A 25,352-nucleotide genomic window follows, 5' to 3' on the forward strand; every position below is an offset into this window, starting at 1 on the left:
ACATGGGGTGTGGGGGACGACCGCACCAGCCTATTGCCCATCGCGGCTCCTCGGAAGTGCAGAAGGACGCAATGTGACGATTCGAACAGGCGTCGGCCCGACGTCGGACACCCTCGCCGAGGAGACCGCTCAGTCCGCGTTCTCCTCCGCATCGACCTCGGCGAGGGCCTGGGAGGCGACGGAGAACGCGGTGTTCGCGCTCGGCACCGAGCAGTAGATGGCCGACTGGAGGAGGACTTCCTTGATCTCGTCGCGGGTCAGCCCGTTGCGCAGTGCCGCCTTGACGTGCATCGCGAGTTCGGCTTCGTGACCGCCGGCGATCATGGCCGTGAGCGTGATCGCCGAGCGCATGCGACGTTCCAGACCGGGCCGCGTCCAGATCTCGCCCCACGCATAGCGGGTGATGAGGTCCTGGAAGTCGGCAGTGAAGTCGTCGACCTTCGCATTCGCCCGATCGACGTGGGCGTCGGAGAGGACTTCGCGGCGCACGGTCATCCCGGCCTCGCGGACCTCGTCGCGGCTGGCCCCCCGCGGTCCCGAAGCGGTGGGCAGCGCGGCTGCACCTGGGGCAACCCCCGCACCGGCGGATCCTCCGGCACCCGCGGCACCGCCGGCTCCGGCGCCGAGGCCCTTGCCGCCGAAGAAGTCCGCGAGCAGTCCCGCGGTCACCTCCGGTGCCTCGGCGGGCACCAGGTGGGCGGCTCCCTCGATGACCTCGAGGAGGGCGCCGGGAACGGCGTTAGCGATCTCGGCGAGCTTCGTGGGCGGGGTCGGCTGATCCTCGGAGCCGGCGACGGCGAGGACCGGGCGGGTGATCTCGGGCAGGCGCTCGCGGACATCGAAGTCGGCCAGCGCATAGCAGAGGGAGGCGTAGGAGAACCGGTCGGCATCCTGGAGCGAGTGCAGCAGTGCGGCCGAGGCCTCCGGCTCGCGGTCCATGAAGCCCTCACCGAACCAGCGCTGTGCCGAACCGATGATCTGAGTCGGTGTGCCCGAGGTGGCCACAGTCTGAGCGCGCTCCTCCCAGGCGGTGGTCTCACCGATCTTCGCGCCGGTGCAGAACACGGAGATGCGTCCGAAGCGGTCGGCGTGGTCGAGGGCCAGCTGCAGGGCAATGGCTCCGCCGATCGAATCGCCGGCGAGGTCGACTGGCACGGAAGGGTTCGCCACGTCGGGGAGGACCCGTTCAAGGGTGGACAGGACCGCCTCGGCGAGGTCGGCCATCGTGATCCGCGGAGCCACCGAGGCCTCCGCTGGAACCGTGACCGGGGTCGAGCGGCCGTGACCGGGCAGGTCGATGCCGATGACCGTCGTCTCCGGACTCACCGCCGCGAATTCGGTCGCGGCCCGCTGCCACAGCGCGGCCACGGAGGTGCCCAGCGAGGGCAGGACGACGAGGACCCGGGCCTCGCCGGTCGGGGTCGTGGGGGCGGCGAGAACGGATGCGGTGAGCTCCATGGATGTCACTTTCTCAGTCGGGATGTGTCAGTCGAAGGGCGGCAGGTCGATCTCCTGCGGTCCGGATTCGTCGATGGTGGCAAGGATGGTCCGGCGGATGTCCTCGGCCTCTCCGAGGTAGGACTCAGGAGTGAAGAACTCGGTGATGCCGTCCTCGTCACCGACCGCCTCGCGCAGCGCAGCCACGGGGTCGGAGTCGGGGGCGATGATGGCGGCGACCTGGTCCTTGGTCAGTCGGTCGCCGAAGACGATGGCGAGCTTCTCCCCGAAGATCCCGGGGGAGGCGGCATCGAGGTTCGCCCGCATGGCCTCGGGGTTCACCTGCAGGCCCACGATCATCTCATCGAGGATGGTCAGGGACGAGATCGCCAAGGTCATGAGTTCGGACAGCGCCGGCCATTCGGCATGCCAGGCACCGTCGGAGCGTTCTTCGACCGCTTCGGCGGCGGCCGTGGTCAGCGTGGACAGCGCTCCGGGCACGCGCATGCCGTTGCGGTGGAGGAGCACCGCCGAGGTGGGGTTCGATTTGTGCGGCATCGCTGATGATCCGCCGGTCGACGACAGCGACAGCTCCCCGATCTCGGGGCGGACGCCGACGAGGACGTCGCGGGCGATCGAGGCGCCCACGGTCACGCATTGGGCGAGGTGGGATCCCCAGGAGAGGATGCGCACGCGGTCCGTGTGCCAGGGGACGGGGATCTGGGTGAGCGCGGCATCGGGGCCGACCATCTGGACGTGGAATTCGCGCAGCAGCGAGTCGGTGGACTCTCCGGCGAACCAGCGGATGGCGGCCCGTGTGCCCGCGGCCCCGCCGACCTGCACATAGTCGACATAGGGGGCCTGGCCTTGGACTTCGTTGACCTCGGCGGCCCATGTGGCTGCCTTGAGTCCGAACGTCGTCGGCAGCGCCGGTTGGGTGAGAGTGCGCGCCAGGCACAGGGTCTCGGCATGGGAGTTCGAGAGGTCGACGAGGGAGGCGCCGATGACCTCGAGCCGGGCCTGGAGTTGGCGCACCACGCGGGAGACGAGCAGCCCGATGGCCGTGTCGATGACGTCCTGACTGGTCAGGCCCCGGTGCAGACACCGTGAGGCCTCCGGGCCCAGCCGTTTGCGAACGAGGCCGAGAAACGGGATGAGCGGGTTGCCGCCGGACTCGGCGGCCTCACCCAGGGACTCGAGCTCGGTGTGATCGTCCGTGAGCGATCGGACGGTGGCATCGATGGCGGCGGCCACCTCGGCGCGGGTCTCCGACGGCACCAGCCCCACCCGTCCCTGGGCGACGATCCACGCGGTCTCGACCTGCCCGATCGCGGAGATGAGCGCGGTGTCGTCGATGGCTTCGGCGCCCCTCAAGTCGCCGGGGGCGAAGAGGAAGCGGGTGTGGGTGGTGTCGGTCATTGCGTCAGTCCTCGTGGCCGGGGAATCGGAGGAAGGGGGTTTCCTCCTCACCCTGCAACCGTATGTCGAAGTGCAGCGATCCGTCAGCCCCTCGGGTGGCGATGAGGCGTCGACGGTCGGCCTCGTCGAGTGAGGACAGGAGCGGGTCGGCGGCCAGCGCTTCGGTGTCCTCGGGCAGGTAGATTCTGGTGAAGAGGCGGCTGAGGAGGCCTCGGGCGAAGATGACGACGCTGATGAATGGGGCCTTGCCGGCCTCGGTGGTGCCGGGGTTGACGGTGGAGAAGCTGAACTCGCCCTCGGGGTCGACGGCGGCGCGACCGAAGCCGGTGAAGGTGAAGCCGTTGCGGCGCAGCGAACCCGTCTGACGGGGAACCTCGCCGTTCTCGTCGGGCTGCCAGATCTCGAGGATCGCGTCCGGGACTCGCTCGCCCGCACCGTCGTAGACGGCTCCGGTCAGCTGCACGGCCCGTGCGGAGCCGGCGGGCACGAGTTCGTTGTCGTGGTCATACGGCAGGGCATAGCCGTAGAACGGGCCGACGGTCTGGCCAGGGGTGGGTGTCAGGTCCGGGGTTCCGGTGAGATCAGTCATCGTCCTCTTCCTCCATCCAGGTCCGGTTGGCTCCGGTGAGCACGATGTCCCAGTTGTAGCCCATGAGGAATTCGTGCTCGGTGATGTTGTGGTCATACGTCGCGACCAGGCGGTCGCGGGCCTTCTGGTCGGTGATCGACTGGTAGATCGGGTCGAGGGCGAAGAGCGGATCCCCGGGGAAGTACATCTGGGTGATCATGCGCTGGGTGAACTCGGATCCGAAGAGTGAGAAGTGGATGTGGGCGGGCCGCCACGCGTTGTGGTGGTTCTTCCACGGGTAGGGGCCCGGCTTGATCGTGGTGAACGAATACTCGCCGTTCGGCCCGGTCAGAGTGCGACCGACGCCGGTGAAGTTCGGGTCGATCGGGGCCGGGTGCTGGTCGCGCTTGTGGATGTAGCGGCCGGCCGAGTTCGCCTGCCAGATCTCGACGAGCTGGCCCTTCACAGGTCGGCCGTCACCGTCGAGGACGCGTCCGGTGACACGGATGCGCTCGCCGATGGGCTCGCCGTCGGCCTGGATCGTCAGGTCCGATTCGAGGGTTCCGATGTCGCGGTGGCCGAAGGCGGGGGAGAAGAGTTCGATCGTCTCCGGGTCGGTGTGACGGGGATCCTTCGTCGGGTGGCGCAGGATCGATGACCGGTAGGGCCGGTAGTCCAGGCGCGGCTGGGTCTCGGGCTTCTTCCCGGCGGCCACCTCCTGCTTGTACTGCGATTCGATGCTGTCGATCTCCGCGGACAGGGTCGCCTGGGATTCGGCGGCGTCATCGGGACCCTTCACTGCCTCGTTGATGACGGTCGGGGAATCGAAAGCCTCGGTGGGCTCATCGGTGTCCGAGGTCTGGTGCTGACTCATCGTCGAACCTTTCTCTTGTGGTGCTGATATGTGTGTGGGGTGCGCGGGCTGGGTGGGGGAGCGGCTCAGCCGTGCGGCCACCCTGTGTAGCACTCGGCCAGGTAGCGCCGCCCGTGCTCGGAATCGAGGATGGAATGGAGCTCGCCGAGGCTGCGCTTCGTTTCGAATGCGTCCTGACTGGGGTCGGTGTGGAGCATCCGGGTCATCTGGTAGGAGAAGTTCTGCGCCTTCCAGACCCGCTTGGTCGCGGTCTGCGAGTAGGCGGCAAGCGCCTCGGTGTCGGATTCCCTGATTGCTGTGATGAGAGCCGGAGCAAGCACGGAGACGTCGGCGAAGGCGAGGTTGAGACCCTTCGCGCCGGTCGGTGGGACGGTGTGTGCGCTGTCGCCGGCGAGGAAGAGGGAACCGTGCTGCATCGGCTCGGTCACTGCCGAACGGAACGGAAGGACGGTCTTGTCGATGATCGACCCGGTCTTGAGTTCGAAGCCGTCGGGTCCGTCGACGCGCTGCTGGAGTTCGGACCAGATGCGGTCGTCGGACCAGTCGTCGACATCCGTGTCAGGCGAGGTCTGGAAGTACATGCGTTGGACGGCGTCGCTGCGCTGGGAGATGAGGGCGAAGCCGTGGTCGGAGCGGGAGTAGATGAGGACTTCATGGCTGGGTGGAGCTTCGCAGAGGATGCCGAACCAGGCGAAGGGGTATTCGTGGAAGAAGCGCTGGCGGGTGCCCTCGGGGATCATCGCGCGACAGGGGCCGCGGGAACCGTCGGAGCCGACGATGTAACGGGCGGTGACGCGCAGCTCTTCGCCGTCTGCGGTGGTGGCCGTGACCCAGGGCGTCTCGGATTCGATATCGCCGAGGCGGGTGTCCGTGACCGAGTAGAAGATGGGTTCGCCTGTGCGTTCGCGGGCGGCGGCGAGATCGACGAAGATCTCGTTCTGCGGGTAGAGCCAGACGGATTCGCCGACGAGTTCGGGGAAGTCGAAGGCGTGGGAGATGCCGTTGACGCGGATGTCGATGCCGTCATGTCGGTGGCCCGAGGTGTGGACGCGGGATTCGACGCCGGCGGATTCGAGCATCCGCACGGATCCTGCTTCGAGGATCCCGGCGCGGTGGGTGTGCGCGATGTCGTCGTGACTGCGGTTGTCGATGACGACGGATTCGATGCCGGCATTGTGCAGCAGGTGGGCGAGCATGAGCCCTGCGGGTCCTGCGCCGACGATCGCGACGTCTGTCTGAAGTTCTGGCACCGTGGCCTCCTTGCCTACTCTCGTCTCTTCAGTGTGCGCCTGGTCACTGACACGGTGCGATGGCGTTCTCAATGAATGAGAGGTTGGGTGCTGAGGCGGGTGGTGCTGGTGATGTGGTCGTCCGGAGGGTTGTCCTCGTGGTTACTTTTCTATAACAGATCACAGAAGTGATGAAGAAAAGTTCTTCGAAAGTAATTCATCGGTCATCATGAAGTCATTCCCCACCACTCTTCATTGTGATCGGTGCTCATGCACCCCTGGACTAGGAGTCTCCGTGACCGCTTCCACAACCCGCTCTCGCAAGTTCAAAGCCATCCTCGCCGGCGGCATCGTCCTCGGCATCGGTGCGGCAGTGACCCTCGCTGCCTGGACCGACGACGAATGGGCCGAAGGTGTCTTCGGCGCCGGTTCGTTCAATGTCGAGGGCAGTACGGACGGTACAGCCTTCACCGACCACGAGAGCGCGGATGGTGCGGCATCCCTGGACTTCGAACTCCCGGCCAGTGACAACCTGTCTCCCGGGGATGCCGTGGCTGCTCCGTTCGTGCTTCGTCTCGATGAATCCACCACATACGACGCGACGGTCGACCTCACCAGCGCGGCCGGAACGGGATCCAATGCGACCAACCTGTCCTACGGGATCGTTCAGGTCGCGAATGCCGGAGCCTGCACTGTCGGTGCAGCCGGTACACAGATCGTTCCCTCCGGCACCCCACTGAGTTCAACGACGGGGAAGCAGGGCTTCAGCCTCACGGCCGGTGCCGACGATGCGGCGGGCGAGCCCGTGACACTGTGTTTCACAGTCACCGCGGGCAACGACCTCACCGAGGGCGAGAACGCGACCGCGCAATGGCAGTTCACCGCAACTTCGGTCGACTGACCGTGTCGAGCTGATCGATGCACCTCTCATTGTCGCGACTGCGCCTTCTCTTCTCAGGAGGGCGGGCACCGTCGAGTGCCCGCCCGCCGAGTCGACGGCAGATGCGACAGCGGCGTCGGCTGCGCAACCAACGCATCAAAGCGATTCTCGCCGGTGGGCTCGTCTTCGGCGTCGGTTCGGCTGCGACCGTTGCCGCGTGGACGGACAGCGAGAACACTGAGGGCTCGTTCGCCGCGGGCACGTTCGATATCGAACTGTCGATCGATAGCCAGTGGACCAGCACCAATGAGATGACCTTCGATGCCGCGCCGATGTTTCCGGGATCGAAGGTCTACGCTCCCGTGTTTGTGAGGACCAGCCCGGACACGACAATTGGGGGCGCTCTCACCGTCAAGGGCAATGGAATCGGGTCCCCGAATGCCATGGCGAATGCTCTGGTCTATCGGGCTGTCACACAGGAGATCACCAGCGGTGAGGTCGGCGGATATGCCTGCGACGAGGGCAGATTCACCGGCTCGGCGGCTTATGCCTTCGGCGGAGCGTCGAGCACCGTCGGGCTGAAGTCTCCGATCACCAGCCCGAATGAGCCGACACTCGATTCGGTCGGAGGTTCGATCCAGGCCTATTGCTTCGAAGTGAGCCTTCCGAGTGATGCCTCGACCAACGCGCAGGGACAGTCGGCAACACACACGTGGACTTTCGAAGCCGAGTCCGTCTCTCCGGAGAATTGATCATGGCGAGTAAGCGGAACGTCAGCGCGTGGATGGGCGGAGTTGTGCTCAACATCCTCGCCGTTCTCGGAGTGGTGTGCATCGTTCTCGTCATCCTCAGCGTCGTCTTCAATGTTTCGATCATGATGTTCAAGACCGGGTCGATGAGCCCGACTATTCCGGCTGGGTCGATCGCCGTCGTCCGGGAGACCCCAGCTGCACAGATGAAGGTCGGTGACGTGGTCACCGTCGACCGTGGGGAGAAGATCCTGCCGGTCACCCACCGGGTGGTCTCCATCCTCGACACGGATGCCCAGACGGGGAGAGTCGCGTTCGAACTGCGCGGTGACGCCAATGAGGAGAAGGACCCGGAGCCGTACACGGCGACGACTGTGCGCACGGTGATGTTCTCGATTCCCGGGGTCGCACCGATTCTCCAGCAGTGGCGCAACCCGTTCCTGCTCGGAGGCATCACGATCGCGGCGAGCCTCCTCGTCGTGTGGGCATTCTGGCCACGGCGTGGTGATGAATTGGATGGGCTCGACCGATTGCGAGCCGCCCCGCGCTCGCCCAAGCACGCCGTGGCAGCTCCTCTCATCGTCGCGCTGCTTCTCGGTGGAGGAGTCTCAGGGGACGGATTCGGAGTCGACGCGCTTGCGAGCGGAAGCGTAGGAAGTGTCTCAGCCCAGTCCACGTCGGAGGTTCACGGTCAGTATCTGCGATTGCGGGCCTTCGGCGACGACACGAAGATGCTCGGTCTCAGCCCGGGTGCATCAGCGAATTGGACCGTCGACGTGTGGGTCGAGGATGCCGATCCCGGTACGGTCGACCTCGAGATCGGTGCGGGACAAGTAACTGAACCGCTCGCCTCGGCGCTGGTTGTCGATGTGCACAGCTGCGATCGGACCGCGATCGACGAAGGGTGCCCGGAGGGATCGCAGAGCTTGCTGAGAGGAGTGCCACTGACCGACTTGGGTCGTGTGCCGGACGATAATCGAGTGCTCGACGAGATGCCGAGTGATGACGAACGCCGCATCGATGTCACCGTCTCGCTGCTGCCCGATGCCGACGTGAAGGAGGTCGAAGGGCAGACGAGCAGCGTCAGAATCACCGCCTTGGGACAGGGGGAGGAGCTCTCCGTGGGGCCAGGGGAGCCGGGGCCGGACAATCCGGGCGAAGCTGACGCAGGGTCCGACGGGTCGGGCTCGGACGATCCCGGTGCAGAACGGCCTGGTGGGTCGGGAGAACTGCCGTGGACCGGCATCGACGGATGGCAGTGGTTCCTGTTGGCTGCGTTCGTGCTCATCCTCGTGGGGTCAGTTGCCGTCTCGCGGACGCGGAGGTCGAGGCAGCCATGACTCGAACGGTTTCTTGGAAACGAGTCCGAATCGTTCTCGCTGTAGTCGCGCTGTCGGCGATCGTCCTCGTGCCTTCGGTGGTCAATGGGACCGTCGCTGGGTGGAAGGACGACGAAACGAGTGCAGGACAGTTCAAAGCCGGCACGGTTCCGGCACCAGTATTGACCAGGGACTGCACCTACATACCGGGAGTCCTCGGACTCGGTGCTCGCGTTCGAATCTTCTGGAAACCACCGGTCGGTTATCAACTCAGCAATATCGACGTCACTGCATCGACCAGCGGCCTCGGCTCCGTTCTGGCTCCGATCACGGGGTTCAGCCTTGCGTCGAACACCACGTCGAATGGTGACGGCTCCTATACGACAGATGTCCCCACAAATCTCCTCGGCGGATTGCTGGGTCTCGGTTCAGAACTGGAGATAGCCTTCCAGGCCCGGCACGAGACTGGGTGGATATCTGTGCCCGCCTCCGTAGCGAGCAACGCTGGGCTGATCGGTGGACTCGGTGGAAACTGTCGCAACCTCCCGTGATCCGATTCGGCCGACATGTTTGAGTATGGCTGGTCGCGGCTCCGGACGAGTGGCGTCAGTGCCAGAAGGAAGAGCTCGGGGCGCCCTCCTGAAAGGACACCCCGAGCTCGATGCCAGCTATGCCGCTCCACCTCACGGAGCCGGGTTGATCACCCGTCCCCAGGTGGACTTGTTGCCCCAGATGTTCTGGCGCAGGCCCTCGAGCTGGAGGATCTGCGAGTGGTCGACGAACAGGTTGCATTCGTTTCCGTAGTTCTTGATGTACCACTCGAAGACCGGGCCGTCCGCGGCTTCGAACATGACGTTCTCCAGCCCCAGCCCGTTGATGATCGAGGCAGCCGCGGCGGTGTTCCACTCATCGACGTTCTCCGTGATGCCCTCGGACTCGATCATGATGATCGAAGCCCCGGCATCCAGGGCACGCTTGCCGCGGTCGACGAGGTCGCCGATGTCCTTCGCGGACTCCGCTGCCAGCTCGGCCTCACCCGAGTCTCCGCCGGAGCCGATCTGGATGCCCAGTTCCGGCTTCGCCTTCAGCCCGGCCTTGACGACCTTCTCGACCAGCCGCTCGAGACCTGAGGTCGGCAGCATGATGAAGCCGGTCGAAATCTCGATGACGTCGAAGCCGACCTCTTTAGCCTCCTTGAGGTACTGGTCGACAGCGTCGTCTCCGTAGCGCAGGACCGTCTCGATCCAGCCGCCCGAAGACACATACGCCCCGTTCTCATGGGCGATGTCGCTGAAGGCCTTCACCTGGTCGGCAGGGACGAGCGAGAACGATCCGCCCGCCCACTTGATGCCGTCGACCCACTGTCCGGCGACGTCGAAGACGTCCTGAAGATGCCGGGTGCCGAAGGTCGAATAGTAGGGTGCGCGGATCTCGGTCATCCCGATGGTGCGGGGCTTGGCCGGGCGGTAGGCGCGGGGAACGAAGTTCATGGACACATCGAAATCGATGGCGTTCGACATGGTGATTCCTTTCTTCGGATGCCGACGATTCGTCGGCGGGTTTGCCGACCTCCTGTCGGCAGGGGTGCCGGGATCTCCGGCGGGTGACGCAGCCTCAGCTGCGAGTCTGGCGGACCTGAGCCAGCACTCGGGTGAGCTCGCGGACCTGATGGTTCTCAAGATCGCGGACGAGGTCGGCGATCTCATCACGCAGCTCCGCCTCGGCGAAAGGGGAGGTCAGGGCGTCGAACTTCCGACGCGCGCCTTCCCAGTCGAGGGGATTCGTGGTGAAGCCCTCGTAGTCATCGGTGCTCGCGCGGAACTGCGTCCCATCGCCGAGGGTGACGACCAGGTCGGCGCACATGTGCTCGGGGAAGCGATCGCTGAACTCCGGCGAGGGCGTGATCGTCACCTTGTGCATGAGGTCCTGCACATCGTCATCGACGATGCGCTCCGGCTCGTACTGGGCCGGGTTGAGCTCCCCGTCGAGGAGGACGACCGCGACCATCCACGGCAGCGAATGATCCGCCTCCTCCTTCGTTCGGATCGAGCGCTTGTCGCCCTCTTCGCCGCCGCCGATGATCGAATAGGCGACGTCGAAGGTCGTCAACTCCACGCTGGCGATGGCATCGGCACGGAAGCCTTCCTGACGTCGGATCTCCTGCGCGGCGTCGAGTGCCGACTGCGAGTGGATCTCCGCATTGTGCTTCTTGATGATCGTGCCCGTGACCTTCTCGAGGTCCTCTCTCGACCAATCGAGGTCGAAGTCCCCGGCCAGGGCCTTGAAGCCCTTGTTGCCCTCGAAGACCTCGGCCGGGCCGGTGATTCCGTGTGCGGCGAGCAGGGCGTCGAAGACTCCCTCCTTCGACACGTGCGGATACGCCAGGCCCTTCCAATGGCTGAGGTCCCCGGTCCGGGTCACGCGCAGCGCCACATTCGCTGTGCCGGCCATGGCAGCGGCGTTCGCGATCTGCTCCGGGCTCAGACCCAGGGCCTTCGCCGAGGCGGCGCCGGCGGCGAACGCGCCTTGCGTCGTATGGTCGAAGCCCAGGTCACGGACCGGAGCGACGTCCGAGAGACGCGCGTGGATCTGGTAGGCCACGGCGAAGGCCGTGAGGAAGTCCTCACCGCTGGCATCGGCGTGCTCGGCGGCGGCGAGGACCGCGCCCATATTGTCCGAGGGGTGATTCGTCTCGCCCTTGGCCAGGTAGGCATCCATGAAATCGAGATACCTGCTCAGGGCCGAGTTGTAGAACGCCGCATGGTCCGGACTGGCGTGGCCGCCGCCGATGAGTGTGGCGCCGTGCCCGGCGTCGAGATCCTCGATGAGAGATCTGATCTCCTGCAGCGGGGGAGCGTCGAGGGCGCCGATGGCGACGCCGATCGTGTCGAGAACGCGGATCTTCAGCTGTTCGAGAGCCTGCTCGATGAGCATGTCCAGCGAGGCCCGGTCGACGAATTCTGCGAGTGACTGGACTTCTGTCTGTGCTGCCTCCGCTGTCGCTGTCTGAGCTGCGCGGGGCGTGATTGTCGTTGTCATTGTGACCTCTCCTAGTTAGGTTAGGTATTCCTAAGCATGCGCTCGAAAGTATCTTGACGTCAAGATACTTTTAGTGAGATCCATGTCACATCGAGGCCGCTGCGTGGTGGTGCGCGCGATTACGGTTGACGGAATCTGGATTGTTGAGCAAAATGGGCCGTTGTTGTGGTCGCCTGCGACCCTGTCTCACAGAGAAAGCGGTTCTATGATCATCACCGGACTCGTCGTCGGACTGGTTCTCGGCTTCGTCTTCCAGCGCGGACGCTTCTGTGTCACAGGGGCGTTCCGTGACCTCACCCTGACGGGGAACACGCGCTGGTTCTCCGCGCTCATCGTGCTCATCGCCGTGCACTCCATCGGCCTGTTCCTGCTCAACAGCTTCGGAGTCATCACCCTTGAGGCCGAGCCCTTCCCGTGGCTCGCTTCGATCGTCGGCGGCCTCATCTTCGGCTTCTCGATGGTCTTCGCCGGCGGCTGCGCGACGGGCACCTACTACCGGGCCGGCGAGGGCCTGGTCGGCAGCTGGTTCGCGCTGATCTTCTATGCGCTGTTCTCCACGATCATGAAGCTCGGTCCCGCCGCCGGATTCACCGACGGCATCCGCGGGATCACCCTGGACAACGGCAGCCTGCAGGCGAGCACGGGGCTGAGTCCCTGGGTCTTCGTCGTCATCATCTCCGCCATCGCGATCTGGCTGACCGTCCACCATGCGCGCAAACTCAAGACCCCGATGGCCACCCTGCCCCCGCGCAAGACCGGCCTGGCCCACCTGCTCACGGAGAAGCGCTGGAACCCCTTCGCCACGGCGGTGGGCATCGGCATCATCGCCACGATCGCCTGGCCGCTGTCTGCCGCGACGGGACGCAACTCGGGCCTGGGGATCACGACCCCCTCGGCGAACCTCGTCGGCTACCTCAGCACGGGCGACACCGAACTCATCGACTGGGGCGTCATGCTCGTCATCGGCATCCTCGTCGGGTCGTTCATCGCAGCGAAGGCCTCCGGGGAGTTCCGGATCCGCGTTCCTGATCAGGCCACGATCATCAAGTCGATCGTCGGCGGCATGGGCATGGGCGTCGGTGCGGCCATCGCCGGCGGCTGCACCGTCGGCAATGCCATGGTCTCGACCGCCCAGTTCCAGTACCAGGGCTGGGTCTCCATGGTCTTCATGATCGCCGGCGCCGGAATCGCGGCCAAGGCCACCATCAAACCCAAACAGTCGCAGGCCGCAGCGCCCGCGGCGGAAAGCAGGACGCTATGAAGCAAGTACTCGAAACAGACGGTCAGGTCTGCCCCTTCCCGCTCGTCGAAGCGAAGGAGGCCATGACCGGTCTCAACGCCGGAGATGAGCTCGTCATCAACTTCGACTGCACCCAGGCCACCGAGGCGATCCCGCAGTGGGCAGCTGAGAACGGCTACCCGGTCACTCACTTCGACCGCGTCACCGACGCCAGCTGGACCATCACCGTCCAGAAAGCCTGAGCTTCACAGACTGACCCACCCCCGCAGCCCTGGCCCGGCCCCGCAGCCCATCGACCCGGCCCCGCAGCCCAGCTCATTCGGCGCCCTCGGTGGGCGTGCGGAACCGCGCGACCGCCCCGGTGCGAATGGCGGCGTCCAGTGTAAGTGGGTTCGACTGTTACTAACAGATACGGATCTAAGTGTTAGTAACAGTCATCGGGGAGCAGGTGACTAGACTCGAGGCATGAAGATCACGGTTCTCGAAGGCGATATCACCGAGGTGGCCGTCGACGCGATCGTCAACGCGGCGAATTCGGGCCTGCTCGGAGGGGGCGGGGTCGACGGAGCCATTCATCGTGCGGCCGGTCCCGCACTGCTCGAGGCCTGCCGCGAGGTCAGGCGGACCACCCACGTGCGCGGGCTGCCGCCGGGGCAGGCGGTGGCCACGATTGCCGGTGACCTGCCCGCCCGCTGGGTGATCCACACGGTCGGGCCGAACCGGAATGCCGGTGAAGCCGATCCCGAGGTGCTCGAATCGTGCTTCGAATCGAGCCTCAACCTCGCCGAGGAGGTCGGTGCCACCTCGATCGCGTTCCCTGCTATCGGTGGCGGCGTCTATGGGTGGTCACCGAGGGACGTCGCCGAGGCGGCCCATGCCGTCATCGTCGAAGGACGGTCGCGCGGGCGCTGGGACGCGATCGATGAGGTTCAGTTCGTCCTCTTCAGCGAGCAGATGACAAGCGTGTTCTGCCAGGTATTCGATCACGATCAGTGGTGAGGGTTCGGCCGTTGACGCCGCGCGGGCGTTCTATTCCGGCTTCCTCGGTCTCAGCACTGAGGAGTTCACCCCCGGTCGAGTCGTCCGGTTCAGCTCTCCCGATGCCGAAGCGAGCGTGCAACTGCGCACCGGCGATGCGACCGGGCATGCCGATCCTGTGGCCTCGGTGGGAGTGAACTCCATCGAACTGTGCACAGATATACGAATGCCGTATATTCGTGCATAGTACGCAGGCACGTGCAGAAGGTGCGAGGAACTTGAGTCTGCCGTCCTCGTTGCACTGTCCGCCGCAGTGAACCTCACACCGCGGTATAGCCGCCGTCGATGAGGTAGTACGCGCCGGTGACGAAGGAGGCGTCGTCGGAGAGCAGGAAGCTCACGACCTTCGCGACCTCCTGGGCGGTACCGAGGCGGCCGAGGGGGTGCTTGGCCTTGAGGCCCTCGAGGGTCTCGGCATCGAGGCTGTTCTCCAACAGAGGCGTCGTGATGTAGCCCGGTCCGACCGCGTTGATGCGCAGACCCTCGGCACCGTATTCTGCGGCGGCATTCTTCGTGATGCCGACGACGCCGTGCTTGGCGGCCGTGTAGGCGCCGTTGTTGATCGCGGCGACGGTGCCGTGGATTGAAGCCATATTGACGATCGCGGAGTCCTTCGCGCCCGCCTCGAGCATGGCCGGGATCTGGTGGCGCATCCCGTAGAGGACGCCGTTGAGGTTGACGTCGATGACTTTGTCCCACGAGTCGAGGTCGGTCTCTCCGGCGGGTGCCTGGACGCCGCCGATGCCGGCGTTGTTCACTGCATAGTTGAGGCCGCCGTAGGTGTCGAGGGCGAACTTGACGACCTTCTCGGAGTCGTCGCGCGCGCTCGTGTCCTGCTGGATCGCCGAGGCGGTTCCGCCGACTTCGGTGATTTCGCCCGCGACGCGCTGCGCGGCGTCGAAGTTGATGTCGGTGACGACGACCTTCGCGCCCTTGGCTGCGAGGTCCTTGCTGATGGCTTCGCCCAGTCCGGAGCCTCCGCCGGTGACGAGAGCGACCTTGCCTGTGAAGTCTGCCATTGCCATTGCCTTCTTTCATCTGCTGTGACGGGCCGGGAACTTGTGGCCCTCACCAGGAATAACGTTATTCGGGGCGTTGGAATTTCTTCTCAGTGATCTTCGAACAGCGCGCAATGCGTCTTTGCTGAACGTCCCTGCCCACGAGCTTCGCGGCCCTGCTTCGCGCAATCAGTGCTAAATGCAGCCGGAAGAACCCGAACTACGTATTGGTCGGCGGCAGTCCCTCGAGTCGGCGATACTCAGCCTTGGATAGATCGCCTCGGACGCGTGCTGCCAGTCGCGCAGTATGCTCTCGTTCGGGTTCCCGACCTTCGTGCCAGCTTGAAGCAACGATCTCCGAAACGGTGTGTATCTGGCGTGATGTCATGCCTTCGAAGATCTCTGGCCATCTTGCCTCGAGGTTCATTCCCGTTGCTGGTTCATCAAAATCCTTCGCCACGATCTATCCAATCTTTGCCTGCTGCTCTGGTGTCAGTTGCGCCCATGTTGACGTGTTCGGAAGCTTAAGGCAATAGCGATTTGTCCACACGCCCATCGAGGGTCTATAAACTCTATAAACGTGTATAAACTCTATAAATTGGCATAAGCTCGAATGGGGTCGATGCAATTGCAAATCAGATAATCTAGCACTACATGGTTTATGGGTTCCATGATTATTGTACGGCGATAGCTGTTTCCGCAGTCTCGTCGGTCGTCACTTCATGCGGATCGGCCGAGGCCAGGTATGCATCGAATCCGCTCGAGGGGGAGCGATGGGGAAAGTGGCATGGGGTTTCACCTGTTCGATCGACGGGTTCATCGCGGGGCCGGGGCACGATATGTCCTGGCTGTCGGCCTCGGAGCCGATGGCCGAGGACTCCACCGAGGACATGGCTGCGAAGGTCGGGGTGATCATCTCAGGACGCCGCGGCTACGACGCGGCCAGGGCTCAGGTTGACGAACGCGACGAACTGACCTCGGAAGCGTACGGCGGGGCTTGGTCGGGGACGGAGTTCATCCTCACCCATCGTCCCGAGGAGCTCGCCGGGGACGCCTCGGTGACGGCTCTCGACTGCACCATCGCCGAGGCGGTCGACCGGGCCCGGGTCATCGCCGGCGATCGCGACATCCAGATCATCAGCGCCGATATCGCGCGGCGGGCCCTCGAAGCCGACCTCATCGACGAACTTCAGGTCTACGTCGACCCGGTCTTCCTCGGCGACGGAACCCGGATCTTCGATGTCCCCGGCGGCAGACGCGTCGATTGGGAACTCGTCGAGATCGACGACGCCAACCGCAGCAGTTTCGGACGCACGTACCGGCCGAAGCGGCCGTGAACCTCAGCTCTTCCGCTGACTGAGCTCCCACAGGATCCGCAGAGTCTCCTCGTTGAAGTCTTCGCCGGAATCGACATCGGGGTCTCCGCCGTGAACCTCGGAATGGAGCCGCTCCATCTGTCTGTCGAGCTGATCAGAGGCCTCGGCGGCAGCGGTGAGTTCGTCGATGAGGCGATCAGGGACGGCGCCGTTGTACTTGTAATGGATCTTGTGTTCGAGACTGGCCCAGAAGTCCATCGCGATCGTGCGGATCTGCACCTCGCAGATGACCGGCACCGGGCCGTCGCTGAGGAACACGGGGACTTCGAGGATCGCGTGCAGGCTGCGGTAGCCGTTGGGCTTCGGGCGGGCGATGTAATCCTTGATCTCGACGACCCGGATATCGTTCTGAGCGGTGAGCAGCTCGAGAACCTGATAGGTGTCGGAGATGAAGCTGCAGGTGATGCGAATGCCCGCGATGTCGGTGATCTGCTCACGGATGGTGTTGATGTCGAGCGGCAGCCCGCGACGGTGCACCTTCTCAAGCAGACTCTGCGGTGACTTCACGCGCGAGGAGATGTGTTCGATCGGGTTGTAGCTGTGCGCCTGAGCGGACTCCTCGCGCAGGATCGAGATCTTCGTGAGCACCTCGTCGATGACGAAGCGGTGCTGCATGATCAGCCGGGAGAAGTCCTGGCGCAGGGTACGGAGACTTTCGATCTGCTGCGGCGTCAGTGTGGGTTCGCCTGGCGACATGATCCTCCCGATGAACGAATTTCACCCAGTTTATCGACCTGATTCCTGTTCTCGCGTCAGTGCCGCCGCGTAGTGTTTGAGCATGTGCAGGAATATCAGGACACTCCATAACTTCGAACCCGCCGCCACCTCCGATGAAGTCCATGCTGCGGCGTTGCAGTATGTGCGCAAGATCGCCGGCACGACGAAGCCCTCCCAAGCCAACACTGAGGCCTTCGACGAGGCGGTCGAGCAGATCGCCCACATCACCCAGCACCTCCTCGATGCTCTCGTGACGAATGCGCCGCCGAAGAATCGCGAAGTCGAAGCCGAGAAGCGCCGAGCCAGATACGAGGCTCGCGCATGATCATCATCGGCCTCGTGCTCGCCGGCCTCGCCGCGGCCCTGCACGTCTTCATCTTCTACATGGAATCCATCGCCTGGACGAGTCCGCGCGCTCGAGCGACCTTCGGTACCACACCCGAGGAGGCCGAGGCGACGAAGTCCCTGGCCTACAACCAGGGCTTCTACAACCTCTTCCTCGCAGTGGCAGTGATCATCGGCATCCTCTGTGTCTCCGGCGGTGCCGCCGAGATCGGCTACACCCTCGTCCTCACCGGAGTCGGATCGATGCTCGCGGCCGCCTTCGTCCTGCTCTTCTCGAACGCCGATCTCGTCGCCTCGGCGATCAAGCAGGGCATCTTCCCCTTCCTCGCGGTCGTCCTGCTCGTCCTGGGAATCGCCATGTGATCGCTGCGGTGGGTGAGTGCTCAGCCCGCGGAGACCGTGTCCTCGGCGGCGAGGTCCTGCGTGATCCTCGCCGAGGCGGTCCTCAAGGCCCGCATGATCGCGGGCACTCCTTTCCGGTGCTCCGAATCGATGACGACGCCCAGTCCTGCGATCGCCGCGCCGCCGGCGTCGAAGACCGGAACCGTGATGCCCGTGGTCCCGTCATCGATATGACCGGAGAGCTCGGCGAAGTGATGGGACCGGATCGTCGAGAACATCTTTCTCAGCTCGGCGGGATCCGTCGTCGTTTTTTCGGTGATCGCCGCCAGGGGCCCGCGCAGATACGCCTCGCGCACATGCTTCGGCGCATAGGCCAACAGCACCAGCCCGCACGAGGAGGCATGCGCGGGCAGGCGCCCGGCCGTCTTCGACCTGTGGATGACAGCGTTCGGCGCCGACATCCGTTCGATGATGAGCACCTCGCGCTCCCGCAGAATGCCCAGCTGGGTGTTCTCGCCGACGAACTCGTGCACGGCCATCATGTGCCGCCTGGCGACCGAGGCGAGGTCGACGGCATCCGAAGCCCGATTCGACAGTTCCCACATGCCTACGCCGATGCGGATCCGCCCGGTCGGATCGCGCTGCAGCAGATCGTGGCGCATCATATCGGTGATCAGCCGGTAAGCCGTCGACTTCGGCAGGTCGGCGCGATCAGCGATCTCCTCGGTGCTCAGGCTCTGATGATCCGGGTCGAAGGACGCGAGCACACGCACGAGCCGATCGATCATCGAGTCACCGGACTGGGAGTTCGCCATGCCCCGGAGTCTAGCGGTTCGCGCCCAAAATTCTCAATCAATGGGACCACTATGGTCCTGCGTGGTTCGTATCACTAATGTGGCGAGATGTGCACCACAGTCCGCGATCGACTGTGCCCGCATCACCACCATCTCAAGGAGCATCACGTCGATGACGACAGTCACGGTCCGCCGAGCAGTCCACGAACTCATGGCCTTCCACGGAATGACCACGATGTTCGGCAATCCCGGCTCCAATGAGCTGCCCTTCCTCAAGGATCTACCCGCCCGCTACATCCTCGGCCTCCACGAAGCCACCGTCGTCGCGATGGCCGACGGGTACTCCCAGATCACCGACCGGCCCACCCTGATCAACCTCCATGCCGCGTCCGGCACCGGCAATGGTCTCGGGGCCCTGACGAACTCCGCGATCTCGAAGTCGAAGCTCGTCATCACCGCTGGCCAGCAGGTCCGTGACATGGTCGGGCCCGAGGTCATGCTCGCCAACGTGCAGGCCGCCAAGCTCGCCGAACCGCTCGTCCACCAATCGCTCGAACCGCTGAGCGCTCGTGATGTTCCCCGCGCCTTCTCCCAGTCCGTGTTCGCCGCCGAGGATGGCCCCGTCTACCTCTCCGTGCCCTACGACGACTGGGACGCTGAGGTGCCCGCCGAGGTCATCGCCCAGCTGAGTCGGATCGTGTCCTCCGCCCGCACCGTCGATCCGGCCGCCATCACCGACCTTGCGGGCAAGCTGCGCGGCGCCGACTCGCCGGTGCTGGTCCTCGGTCCCGATGTCGACGCCGACCGCGTGTGGACGACGACGATCGCGCTGGCCGAGGCTCTCGACCTGCCCGTCTGGGCGGCCCCCTCGCTGCCGCGTCTGCCGTTTCCCAACCAGCATCCGAACTTCCGCGGAGTCCTGCCCGCCGGCATCGCCCCGATCGGGCAGATCCTCGGCGAACACGACCTCGCACTCGTCATCGGTGCCCCCGTCTTCCGCTATCACCAGTGGCAGCCCGGCCGGTACCTGCCCGAGACCACCGAACTCATCCAGGTCGGCGACGACTCCGCAGCCGCCGCCCGCGCCCCCTTCGGCGACGCCCTCATCGCCGACCCAGTCGAGACGATCCTCGCGCTGGCGAAGACCCTCGATATCACCCCGACCACGGCCGCCAACTCAGCCGCCACGAAACCCTCACGGGCCATTCCCGGTCCGGCCACCTCGGCGATCGATGGGGCCCTCCACCCGGAGGAGGTCTTCGCAAGCCTGCGCGAATCGGTGCCGGGCGAGACCCGCTTCGTCGTCGAATCGACCTCGACGAACGCCGCCTTCTGGACGCAGATGGACCTCAAGCGGCCCGGCTCCTACTTCTTCCCCGCCTCGGGCGGACTCGGGTGGGGACTGCCCGCGTCCATGGGCGTCGCGCTGGCCGACCCCGAGCGCCCGGTCGTCGCGATCATCGGTGACGGCTCCGCGCACTATTCGATCTCCGCGCTGCGCACCGCCGTCGAGGAGAACATCGGCGTCATCATCGTCCTGCTGCGCAACGGCACCTACGGGGCACTCGACTGGTTCGCGGACATGCTCGGCGTTGACAAGGCACCTGGGCTCGACCTCGGCGAGGTCGACTTCGTGTCCATCGCCGCCGGGTACGGCATGCACGCCGATCACGCGGATACCGCCGCTGACCTCGACCGACTGCTCGCCGAGGCGGCCGACCGCGCCAGCCGCGGCGCGCCCACCCTCATCGAAGTGACCACCGAGAAGACCCGTCCCGAGAAGAAGTGAGGCAGACGATGAGTGAGACCACGTTCCTAGGAACCGAGTGGCACGAGAAGATCTTCACCGGGACCTGGACCGACGGTGCGGGTCAGACCTACGATGTCGTCGAACCCGCGACAGGGGAGACGCTGGGCCGCCTCGGCGCCGCCAGCGCCGAGGACGTCAACACCGCGGCCACCCGAGCCGCGGCCGCACAGAAGGAATGGGCTCGCACGACCCCGGCCGAACGCGCCGCGGTGCTCCGACGCGCCGGGGCCCTGTGGGCCGAACACGCCGAAGAGCTGTCGGGCTGGATCGTCCGCGAAGCCGGTTCCATCCCGGCCAAGGCCGCACTCGAGATCAGCTCCGCCGAGCAGATCTGCTATGAGTCGTCCGCTCTGCCGAGCCACCCCAAGGGCCAGGTCCTGACCTCGAACGAACCGCGCTGGTCGTTCGCCCGCCGTGTGCCGGCCGGAGTCGTCTCCGTCATCGCCCCGTTCAACTTCCCGCTCATCCTCGGCATCCGCTCCGTCGCCCCGGCACTCGCCCTGGGCAACGCCGTGCTGCTCAAACCCGACCCGCGCACCGCCGTGTGTGCGGGCGTGTCCATCGCCAAGGTCTTCGCCGAGGCGGGCCTGCCCGAGGGTCTCCTTCAGGTGCTGCCCGGCGGACTCGACGCCGGTGAAGCCGTCGTCGCCGCCCCCGAGGTCTCGGTCATCTCCTTCACCGGCTCGACCGCGGCAGGACGGAAGGTCGGCGAAGCCGCCGGTCGCCTCCTCAAACGCTGCCACCTCGAACTCGGGGGAAACAACGCGCTCGTCGTCCTGCCCGGCGCCGAGGTCGGTCCGGCCACCTCGGCGGGGGCCTTCGGTTCGTGGATGCACCAGGGCCAGATCTGCATGACCACCGGCCGCCACCTCGTCCACGAATCGATCGTCGACGACTACGTCGAACAGCTGGCCGAGCGCGCCCGGAACCTGCCGGTGGGCGATCCCGCCACCGAGGAGGTCGCGATCGGGCCGATCATCGACGACAAACAGCGCACCCACGTTCGCGACATCCTCGACAAGGCCACCGCCGACGGTGCCCGCCTCGTCGCCGGCGGACCCGGCGAAGGGGCCTTCGTCCCGCCGACGGTGCTCACGGATCTCAGCCCGTCGAACCCGGCGTGGACGCAGGAGATCTTCGGACCCGTCGCCCCTGTGGCGACGTTTGCCACCCTCGAAGAGGCCGCGGAGATGGTCAACGCCAGCGAATACGGTCTGTCATTGGGCATCCTCGGCGATGTGGGCATGGCGATGGAGCTCGCCGACCTCGTCGACACGGGCAAGGTCCACATCAACGAACAGACCGTCTCCGATGAGGCCAACGTCCCCTTCGGCGGGATGAAGGACTCCGGCAACGGCTCCCGCTTCGGCGGTGCCGAGGCCAATATCGAGGCCTTCACCGAAACCCAATGGGTGACGATGCGCTCATCCATCGCGCCCTACCCGTTCTGACCCAGGAGACACCGATGTCCTCACCTGCTCCTTCTTCAGCCACCGCCGCTGCTGCTTCGGCCGGGCGCTGGCCTGCCGTCCTCTGTTGGCTCGCCGTCGCCCTCGAGGGCTTCGACCTCGTTGTCCTCGGCGCGGTCATCCCCGAACTGCTCGCCACCGGGGCGCTCGGCTTCACCCCGGAGGCGGCCACTGTCGTGGCCACGCTCAGCCTCGTGGGAGTCGGCCTCGGCGCTGTGGCCGTCGGGCCGGTCGTCGACCGGATCGGGCGGCGCTGGGCGATCATCGCCTGCGTCATCGGCTTCAGCGTCTTCACCCTCTTCGTCGCCTTCGCCCCGAACGTCGCGCTGTTCACGACGTTCCGCTTCATCGCCGGACTCTTCCTCGGCGCCGTGATGCCCAGCTGCCTGGCTTACATCGGCGAATACACGAAGGCCGGCAACACCGGCAAGGCGACGACACTGACGATGACCGGCTACCACGCCGGCGCCGTCGCGATCTCCCTGCTCGCCGTGGCGTACTCGCACAACTGGCACCTGCTCTTCCTCGCCGGCGGCATCGCGGGACTGCTCATGGTTCCACTGCTGTGGTGGAAGCTGCCTGAATCCCAGGCGTTCCTCGTCGCCCAACAGGCGAAACGGGACCCGGTGGCCGCCTCGGAGCTGGCCGAAGCGAACGACCCGACCGGCACCGTGGATGCGAACGCGAAGTCGGGCATGGCCGGACTCTTCGCCGGCAAGCTGGCGCTCGTGACGATCGGCGTGTGGGCGGCGAGCTTCATGGGACTCCTCCTCGTCTACGGACTCAACACGTGGCTGCCGAAGATCATGGCCGACGCCGGCTACGAGGTCTCGGACTCCCTCGTCATGCTCTTCGTGCTGAACATCGGTGCCGTCGTCGGCCTCGTGCTGGCCGGCTGGCTGGCCGATAAGCACGGGACGAAGAAGATCGTGCTCATGTGGTTCGTCCTCGCCGCGATCTTCCTCGCCGCGCTGTCGATTCCGATGACCAGCCAGGTGCTGCTCAACATTGCCGTGTTCATCACCGGCGTCTTCGTCTTCTCCGCCCAGGTCCTCGTCTACGCCTTCGTCTCCGCGATCTACCCCGCGCAGGCACGCGGCACAGCGCTCGGCATGGCATCGGGCATCGGGCGCATCGGCGCGATCGTCGGACCCTTCATCACCGGTGCCCTGGTCACCGCGGGTATCGCTTACCCGTGGGGCTTCTACCTCTTCGCCGCCGTCGCGGTCCTCGGCTTCGCGTCCATGGCCATCGTGCCGCGGTCGGTGAAGTGAGCAGTCGGGCCGGTGAGGCCGGGCGGTGACCCGGGTCAAGGTCGATCACACGGCGGCGTTCTCCCTCGTGGAGGGTTTCCACCGCAGGTGAGGGTCGTCGGTGAGTTCGTCCTCACGCAGCAGTGAGAGACGCGGTCGGACGGCGTCGGTGCGCGCAGCTGGCGGCTTGCGTCGTCCGGCCCGGAACTGGTCTAACCACTCGGCACCCGAACCGCGATACTCCTGTTCGGCCGCTGCCTGAAGAGTCCAGTGAGGGTTGTACAGATGGGTACGACCCACCGCGATGAGATCTGCTCGCCCAGCAAGCAGGATCGAGTTCGCGTCATCAAAGGATGAAATCGCTCCGACTGCGATGACGGCGACGTTCGCCGGTCCGGCGACGTCCTGCCTGATCCGGTCTGCGAATGGCGTCTGATATGACCGTCCGTAAGCCGGCGACTCCTCAGGCGTAACCTGACCAGTTGAAACATCGATCCCATCGACACCGTGCTCGACGAAGGCTTGTGAGATGGCGAGTGCGTCTTCAACCGTGTTCCCGCCCCGTACCCAGTCGGTGGCCGAGACTCGCACGGTGATCGCCTTTTCCGCTGGCCAGGCCTGCTTGACTGCGTCGAACACCTCGAGCGGGAATCGCAGCCTGTTCTCCATAGATCCCCCGTACTCGTCCGTCCGTCTGTTGGTGAGGGGAGAGAGGAAGGCAGAAAGCAGGTAGCCGTGAGCTGCATGGAGTTCGATGACGTCGAATCCAGCATCTGCGGCATTTCTCGCGGCCGCGACATAATCGGCGACGACAGCGTCCATGCCGGCACGATCGAGCTCTGTGGGAACCGCGTTGACAGAAGCGTAGGGCAGCGCCGAGGCGGACACAATGTCCCAATTTCCTGATTCCAGCGGCTGGTCGATTCCTTCCCACATCCGCTTGGTCGAGCCTTTGCGGCCAGCATGTCCGAGCTGGATTCCGATCTTCGATTGCGTCATCGTATGGACGAATTCAGTGATGCGCTTCCACCCGGCGACTTGTTCAGGCGAGTACAGGCCGACACAGGCAGGGGTGATCCGTGCCGATCGCGAGATCGCTGTCATCTCGGCCATGACCAGGCCTGCTCCACCCATAGCCTTCGACCCCAGATGGGCGAGATGGAAGTCTGTGGGTACTCCATCTTCGCCGGCGGAGTACATATTCATCGGGGATACGACGATCCGATTGGCCAACTCGACGCCACCGAGACGGTACTTCTGGAACATCGCGGGGGCCACCTCGGCGAGGGCCTGACTGGTCGCGAAATGCTCTTCGACCCGCTTGGCGAACTCCGGATCACGCAACCGCAGGTTCTCCTGGGTGATGCGACGTGACCGGGTGAGCAGATTGAAAGCGAACTGCACAGGATCCTGGCCTGCGTACATGCCGATGCTCTCGAACCATTCGAGAGATGCCTGAGCCGCGCGCTGAGTCGATTCGACGACGGGACGTCGTTCGGTCTCGTAGGCCCGGAGCGCGGTATTGAGGTCGGAGTTCTCGAAGATGCACGCGGCGAGCGCAAGAGCGTCTTCCATAGCGAGTTTGGTGCCCGAACCGATCGAGAAATGTGCTGTATGCGCGGCATCGCCGAGCAGCACGATGTTCTCATGCACCCAGTTCTGGTTGCGCACAGTGGTGAAGTTGATCCACTTGGAATTGTTCGTCAGCAGCTCATAGCCTTCGAGCTCTTCTGCGAAGATCTCTCTGATTCGGTTGACCGCGTAGTCGTCATTGACCCCGGGTCCGAACACTTCGTTCTCCGTCTTGTCGAAACCGGCACGACGCCACACGTCCTCGTGCATCTCGACGATGAACGTCGACCCCTGATCGGAGAACGGGTAACCGTGGACCTGCATGACGCCGTGTTCGGTCTCTTTGATGAAGAATTTGAATGCTTCGAAGACCTCACTCGTCCCCAGCCAGATGTATTTGTTCGCGCGGAGATCGAGAGAAGGTTTGAAACTGTCAGCGAAGGTGCGACGAATGAGCGAGTTGAGTCCGTCGGCGGCGACGACGAGGTCGTAGTCCGCGGCGAGTTCATTCACATCAGGTGCTCTGGTTGAGAACCTGACATCGACGCCGAGCTCCCGTGTGCGCTGTTGGAGCATTTCGAGCAGGTCCTTGCGGTACATCGCCGCAAAACCCTGACCTCCGACGGTGAGCTGCTCGCCGCGATAGTGGATGTCGATGTCAGCCCAGCGGGCGAAATGCCGCTCCATGTAGTCCGCGACGACCGGGTCGGCGTTGCCGATTCCTCCGAGAGTCTCGTCGGAGAACACGACGCCGAATCCGAACGTGTCCGAAGCGGCATTCTGCTCCCAGACTGTGATCTCGACGTCCGAACGCAGCTGCTTGACGAGTGCGGAGAAATAGAGGCCTCCTGGCCCTCCTCCGACGACGGCGATCTTCATACTGG

At 64.9% G+C, this 25,352-nt stretch carries 25 protein-coding genes; 13 read left to right on the forward strand and 12 right to left on the reverse strand.

Annotated features, from left to right (window positions below; translation table 11 throughout):
• Positions 1 to 129: 129 nt before the first annotated feature.
• From pcaDC to GUY23_RS04170, 5 genes are all read right to left on the reverse strand, one after another.
• The gene (gene pcaDC / locus GUY23_RS18970; protein WP_166969987.1) at positions 130 to 1,458 is read right to left on the reverse strand and encodes a bifunctional 3-oxoadipate enol-lactonase/4-carboxymuconolactone decarboxylase PcaDC; all 1,329 of its coding nucleotides are present in this window, start codon (positions 1,456 to 1,458) and stop codon (positions 130 to 132) included.
• A gap of 27 nt (positions 1,459 to 1,485) precedes the next feature.
• Positions 1,486 to 2,856 carry a lyase family protein gene (locus GUY23_RS04155; protein WP_166969989.1) on the reverse strand — a complete coding sequence of 457 codons (1,371 nt, stop codon included), beginning with the start codon at positions 2,854 to 2,856 and terminating at the stop codon, positions 1,486 to 1,488.
• Between the two features lie 4 nt (positions 2,857 to 2,860).
• Positions 2,861 to 3,445 (reverse strand): protocatechuate 3,4-dioxygenase subunit alpha, encoded by a 585-nt coding sequence (gene pcaG / locus GUY23_RS04160; RefSeq protein WP_166969991.1) that lies wholly within the window; start codon positions 3,443 to 3,445, stop codon positions 2,861 to 2,863.
• Complete coding sequence (gene pcaH, locus GUY23_RS04165; RefSeq protein WP_228282730.1) at positions 3,438 to 4,298, reverse strand: protocatechuate 3,4-dioxygenase subunit beta; 861 nt, start codon at positions 4,296 to 4,298, stop codon at positions 3,438 to 3,440. Before pcaH ends, pcaG begins: the two co-directional genes overlap by 8 nt.
• Before the next feature lie 65 nt (positions 4,299 to 4,363).
• Positions 4,364 to 5,548, reverse strand: coding sequence for a 4-hydroxybenzoate 3-monooxygenase (locus GUY23_RS04170; protein ID WP_166969993.1), 1,185 nt, complete (start codon positions 5,546 to 5,548; stop codon positions 4,364 to 4,366).
• 274 nt (positions 5,549 to 5,822) lie between these two features.
• Between GUY23_RS04170 and GUY23_RS04175 the strand changes: the two genes are divergently transcribed.
• The 4 genes from GUY23_RS04175 to GUY23_RS04190 all read left to right on the forward strand — a co-directional run bounded on the left by GUY23_RS04175 (position 5,823) and on the right by GUY23_RS04190 (position 9,026).
• On the forward strand, positions 5,823 to 6,428 hold the full coding sequence (locus GUY23_RS04175) for a SipW-dependent-type signal peptide-containing protein (RefSeq protein ID WP_166969995.1): 606 nt from the start codon (positions 5,823 to 5,825) through the stop codon (positions 6,426 to 6,428).
• 101 nt (positions 6,429 to 6,529) lie between these two features.
• Positions 6,530 to 7,159: a SipW-dependent-type signal peptide-containing protein gene (locus tag GUY23_RS04180; RefSeq protein WP_166969997.1), complete on the forward strand. Its 630-nt coding sequence runs from the start codon at positions 6,530 to 6,532 to the stop codon at positions 7,157 to 7,159.
• A gap of 2 nt (positions 7,160 to 7,161) precedes the next feature.
• Entirely contained in the window at positions 7,162 to 8,496 is a 1,335-nt protein-coding gene (locus tag GUY23_RS18470) for a signal peptidase I (protein WP_208085467.1), read from the forward strand.
• On the forward strand, positions 8,493 to 9,026 hold the full coding sequence (locus tag GUY23_RS04190; RefSeq protein ID WP_166969999.1) for a hypothetical protein: 534 nt from the start codon (positions 8,493 to 8,495) through the stop codon (positions 9,024 to 9,026). Before GUY23_RS18470 ends, GUY23_RS04190 begins: the two co-directional genes overlap by 4 nt.
• 132 nt (positions 9,027 to 9,158) lie before the next feature.
• On the opposite strand, the gene GUY23_RS04195 is transcribed toward GUY23_RS04190, so the two are convergent.
• Together GUY23_RS04195 and GUY23_RS04200 are read right to left on the reverse strand one after the other, a co-directional pair.
• Entirely contained in the window at positions 9,159 to 9,995 is an 837-nt protein-coding gene (locus tag GUY23_RS04195) for a phosphosulfolactate synthase (protein WP_166970001.1), read from the reverse strand.
• 94 nt (positions 9,996 to 10,089) lie between these two features.
• On the reverse strand, positions 10,090 to 11,514 hold the full coding sequence (locus GUY23_RS04200; RefSeq protein ID WP_166970003.1) for an MmgE/PrpD family protein: 1,425 nt from the start codon (positions 11,512 to 11,514) through the stop codon (positions 10,090 to 10,092).
• A 205-nt stretch (positions 11,515 to 11,719) separates the two neighbouring features.
• Here GUY23_RS04200 and GUY23_RS04205 point away from each other — a divergent pair, with 205 nt between their 5' ends.
• The 3 genes from GUY23_RS04205 (at position 11,720) to GUY23_RS04215 (ending at position 13,753) form a co-directional block, all read left to right on the forward strand.
• A complete protein-coding gene (locus GUY23_RS04205) occupies positions 11,720 to 12,775 on the forward strand; it encodes a YeeE/YedE family protein (RefSeq protein WP_166970005.1) in 1,056 nt (351 codons plus the stop codon).
• A complete protein-coding gene (locus GUY23_RS04210) occupies positions 12,772 to 12,996 on the forward strand; it encodes a sulfurtransferase TusA family protein (protein ID WP_166970007.1) in 225 nt (74 codons plus the stop codon). The genes GUY23_RS04205 and GUY23_RS04210 overlap by 4 nt, the downstream gene beginning before the upstream one ends.
• A 223-nt stretch (positions 12,997 to 13,219) precedes the next feature.
• Complete coding sequence (locus GUY23_RS04215) at positions 13,220 to 13,753, forward strand: O-acetyl-ADP-ribose deacetylase (RefSeq protein ID WP_166970009.1); 534 nt, start codon at positions 13,220 to 13,222, stop codon at positions 13,751 to 13,753.
• 299 nt (positions 13,754 to 14,052) lie between these two features.
• On the opposite strand, the gene GUY23_RS04220 is transcribed toward GUY23_RS04215, so the two are convergent.
• Together GUY23_RS04220 and GUY23_RS18905 are read right to left on the reverse strand one after the other, a co-directional pair.
• Complete coding sequence (locus GUY23_RS04220; protein ID WP_166970011.1) at positions 14,053 to 14,811, reverse strand: SDR family NAD(P)-dependent oxidoreductase; 759 nt, start codon at positions 14,809 to 14,811, stop codon at positions 14,053 to 14,055.
• 199 nt (positions 14,812 to 15,010) lie between these two features.
• Positions 15,011 to 15,217 carry an antitoxin VbhA family protein gene (locus GUY23_RS18905; protein WP_407647386.1) on the reverse strand — a complete coding sequence of 69 codons (207 nt, stop codon included), beginning with the start codon at positions 15,215 to 15,217 and terminating at the stop codon, positions 15,011 to 15,013.
• A 346-nt stretch (positions 15,218 to 15,563) separates the two neighbouring features.
• On the opposite strand from GUY23_RS18905, the gene GUY23_RS04230 reads away from it, so the two are divergent.
• Positions 15,564 to 16,127, forward strand: a complete 564-nt coding sequence (locus GUY23_RS04230) for a dihydrofolate reductase family protein (RefSeq protein WP_166970015.1) — start codon at positions 15,564 to 15,566, stop codon at positions 16,125 to 16,127.
• A 3-nt stretch (positions 16,128 to 16,130) separates the two neighbouring features.
• Here the strand turns inward: GUY23_RS04230 and GUY23_RS04235 are convergent, their stop codons facing one another.
• Complete coding sequence (locus tag GUY23_RS04235) at positions 16,131 to 16,862, reverse strand: GTP pyrophosphokinase (RefSeq protein WP_166970017.1); 732 nt, start codon at positions 16,860 to 16,862, stop codon at positions 16,131 to 16,133.
• Positions 16,863 to 16,944: 82 nt separating this feature from the next.
• On the opposite strand from GUY23_RS04235, the gene GUY23_RS04240 reads away from it, so the two are divergent.
• On the forward strand, positions 16,945 to 17,208 hold the full coding sequence (locus tag GUY23_RS04240) for a DUF2277 domain-containing protein (RefSeq protein ID WP_166970019.1): 264 nt from the start codon (positions 16,945 to 16,947) through the stop codon (positions 17,206 to 17,208).
• Positions 17,205 to 17,591, forward strand: a complete 387-nt coding sequence (locus GUY23_RS04245; protein WP_166970021.1) for a DUF1304 domain-containing protein — start codon at positions 17,205 to 17,207, stop codon at positions 17,589 to 17,591. The genes GUY23_RS04240 and GUY23_RS04245 overlap by 4 nt, the downstream gene beginning before the upstream one ends.
• 20 nt (positions 17,592 to 17,611) lie before the next feature.
• Here GUY23_RS04245 and GUY23_RS04250 read toward each other — a convergent pair whose 3' ends face one another.
• A complete protein-coding gene (locus GUY23_RS04250; protein WP_166970023.1) occupies positions 17,612 to 18,385 on the reverse strand; it encodes an IclR family transcriptional regulator in 774 nt (257 codons plus the stop codon).
• Positions 18,386 to 18,536: 151 nt separating this feature from the next.
• Here GUY23_RS04250 and mdlC point away from each other — a divergent pair, with 151 nt between their 5' ends.
• From mdlC to GUY23_RS04265, 3 genes are read left to right on the forward strand one after another with little or no spacing between them, the layout of a single operon-like run.
• Positions 18,537 to 20,153, forward strand: coding sequence for a benzoylformate decarboxylase (gene mdlC / locus GUY23_RS04255; protein ID WP_166970025.1), 1,617 nt, complete (start codon positions 18,537 to 18,539; stop codon positions 20,151 to 20,153).
• An 8-nt stretch (positions 20,154 to 20,161) separates the two neighbouring features.
• Positions 20,162 to 21,625 carry a benzaldehyde dehydrogenase gene (locus GUY23_RS04260; protein WP_166970027.1) on the forward strand — a complete coding sequence of 488 codons (1,464 nt, stop codon included), beginning with the start codon at positions 20,162 to 20,164 and terminating at the stop codon, positions 21,623 to 21,625.
• A 14-nt stretch (positions 21,626 to 21,639) separates the two neighbouring features.
• The gene (locus GUY23_RS04265; RefSeq protein ID WP_166970029.1) at positions 21,640 to 22,917 is read left to right on the forward strand and encodes an MFS transporter; all 1,278 of its coding nucleotides are present in this window, start codon (positions 21,640 to 21,642) and stop codon (positions 22,915 to 22,917) included.
• A gap of 45 nt (positions 22,918 to 22,962) precedes the next feature.
• Here GUY23_RS04265 and GUY23_RS04270 read toward each other — a convergent pair whose 3' ends face one another.
• The gene (locus GUY23_RS04270; RefSeq protein ID WP_166970031.1) at positions 22,963 to 25,347 is read right to left on the reverse strand and encodes a bifunctional salicylyl-CoA 5-hydroxylase/oxidoreductase; all 2,385 of its coding nucleotides are present in this window, start codon (positions 25,345 to 25,347) and stop codon (positions 22,963 to 22,965) included.
• Positions 25,348 to 25,352 lie beyond the last annotated feature (5 nt).

This window comes from Brevibacterium atlanticum, from assembly GCF_011617245.1.
Lineage (GTDB): Bacteria > Actinomycetota > Actinomycetes > Actinomycetales > Brevibacteriaceae > Brevibacterium > Brevibacterium atlanticum.

Bases quoted from the DNA above. Each gene is read 5' to 3' on its own strand.
- GUY23_RS04195 (WP_166970001.1), bottom strand. From the start codon at position 9,995: ATGTCGAACGCCATCGATTTCGATGTGTCCATGAACTTCGTTCCCCGC.
- GUY23_RS04180 (WP_166969997.1), top strand. From the start codon at position 6,530: ATGCGACAGCGGCGTCGGCTGCGCAACCAACGCATCAAAGCGATTCTC.
- GUY23_RS04205 (WP_166970005.1), top strand. From the start codon at position 11,720: ATGATCATCACCGGACTCGTCGTCGGACTGGTTCTCGGCTTCGTCTTC.
- GUY23_RS04210 (WP_166970007.1), top strand. From the start codon at position 12,772: ATGAAGCAAGTACTCGAAACAGACGGTCAGGTCTGCCCCTTCCCGCTC.
- pcaG (WP_166969991.1), bottom strand. From the start codon at position 3,445: ATGACTGATCTCACCGGAACCCCGGACCTGACACCCACCCCTGGCCAG.
- GUY23_RS04240 (WP_166970019.1), top strand. From the start codon at position 16,945: ATGTGCAGGAATATCAGGACACTCCATAACTTCGAACCCGCCGCCACC.
- pcaH (WP_228282730.1), bottom strand. From the start codon at position 4,298: ATGAGTCAGCACCAGACCTCGGACACCGATGAGCCCACCGAGGCTTTC.
- pcaDC (WP_166969987.1), bottom strand. From the start codon at position 1,458: ATGGAGCTCACCGCATCCGTTCTCGCCGCCCCCACGACCCCGACCGGC.
- GUY23_RS04260 (WP_166970027.1), top strand. From the start codon at position 20,162: ATGAGTGAGACCACGTTCCTAGGAACCGAGTGGCACGAGAAGATCTTC.
- GUY23_RS04250 (WP_166970023.1), bottom strand. From the start codon at position 18,385: ATGGCGAACTCCCAGTCCGGTGACTCGATGATCGATCGGCTCGTGCGT.
- GUY23_RS04265 (WP_166970029.1), top strand. From the start codon at position 21,640: ATGTCCTCACCTGCTCCTTCTTCAGCCACCGCCGCTGCTGCTTCGGCC.
- GUY23_RS04235 (WP_166970017.1), bottom strand. From the start codon at position 16,862: ATGTCGCCAGGCGAACCCACACTGACGCCGCAGCAGATCGAAAGTCTC.
- GUY23_RS04220 (WP_166970011.1), bottom strand. From the start codon at position 14,811: ATGGCAGACTTCACAGGCAAGGTCGCTCTCGTCACCGGCGGAGGCTCC.
- GUY23_RS04215 (WP_166970009.1), top strand. From the start codon at position 13,220: ATGAAGATCACGGTTCTCGAAGGCGATATCACCGAGGTGGCCGTCGAC.
- GUY23_RS04230 (WP_166970015.1), top strand. From the start codon at position 15,564: ATGGGGAAAGTGGCATGGGGTTTCACCTGTTCGATCGACGGGTTCATC.
- GUY23_RS04245 (WP_166970021.1), top strand. From the start codon at position 17,205: ATGATCATCATCGGCCTCGTGCTCGCCGGCCTCGCCGCGGCCCTGCAC.
- GUY23_RS18470 (WP_208085467.1), top strand. From the start codon at position 7,162: ATGGCGAGTAAGCGGAACGTCAGCGCGTGGATGGGCGGAGTTGTGCTC.
- GUY23_RS04155 (WP_166969989.1), bottom strand. From the start codon at position 2,856: ATGACCGACACCACCCACACCCGCTTCCTCTTCGCCCCCGGCGACTTG.
- GUY23_RS18905 (WP_407647386.1), bottom strand. From the start codon at position 15,217: ATGAACCTCGAGGCAAGATGGCCAGAGATCTTCGAAGGCATGACATCA.
- mdlC (WP_166970025.1), top strand. From the start codon at position 18,537: ATGACGACAGTCACGGTCCGCCGAGCAGTCCACGAACTCATGGCCTTC.
- GUY23_RS04270 (WP_166970031.1), bottom strand. From the start codon at position 25,347: ATGAAGATCGCCGTCGTCGGAGGAGGGCCAGGAGGCCTCTATTTCTCC.
- GUY23_RS04190 (WP_166969999.1), top strand. From the start codon at position 8,493: ATGACTCGAACGGTTTCTTGGAAACGAGTCCGAATCGTTCTCGCTGTA.
- GUY23_RS04200 (WP_166970003.1), bottom strand. From the start codon at position 11,514: ATGACAACGACAATCACGCCCCGCGCAGCTCAGACAGCGACAGCGGAG.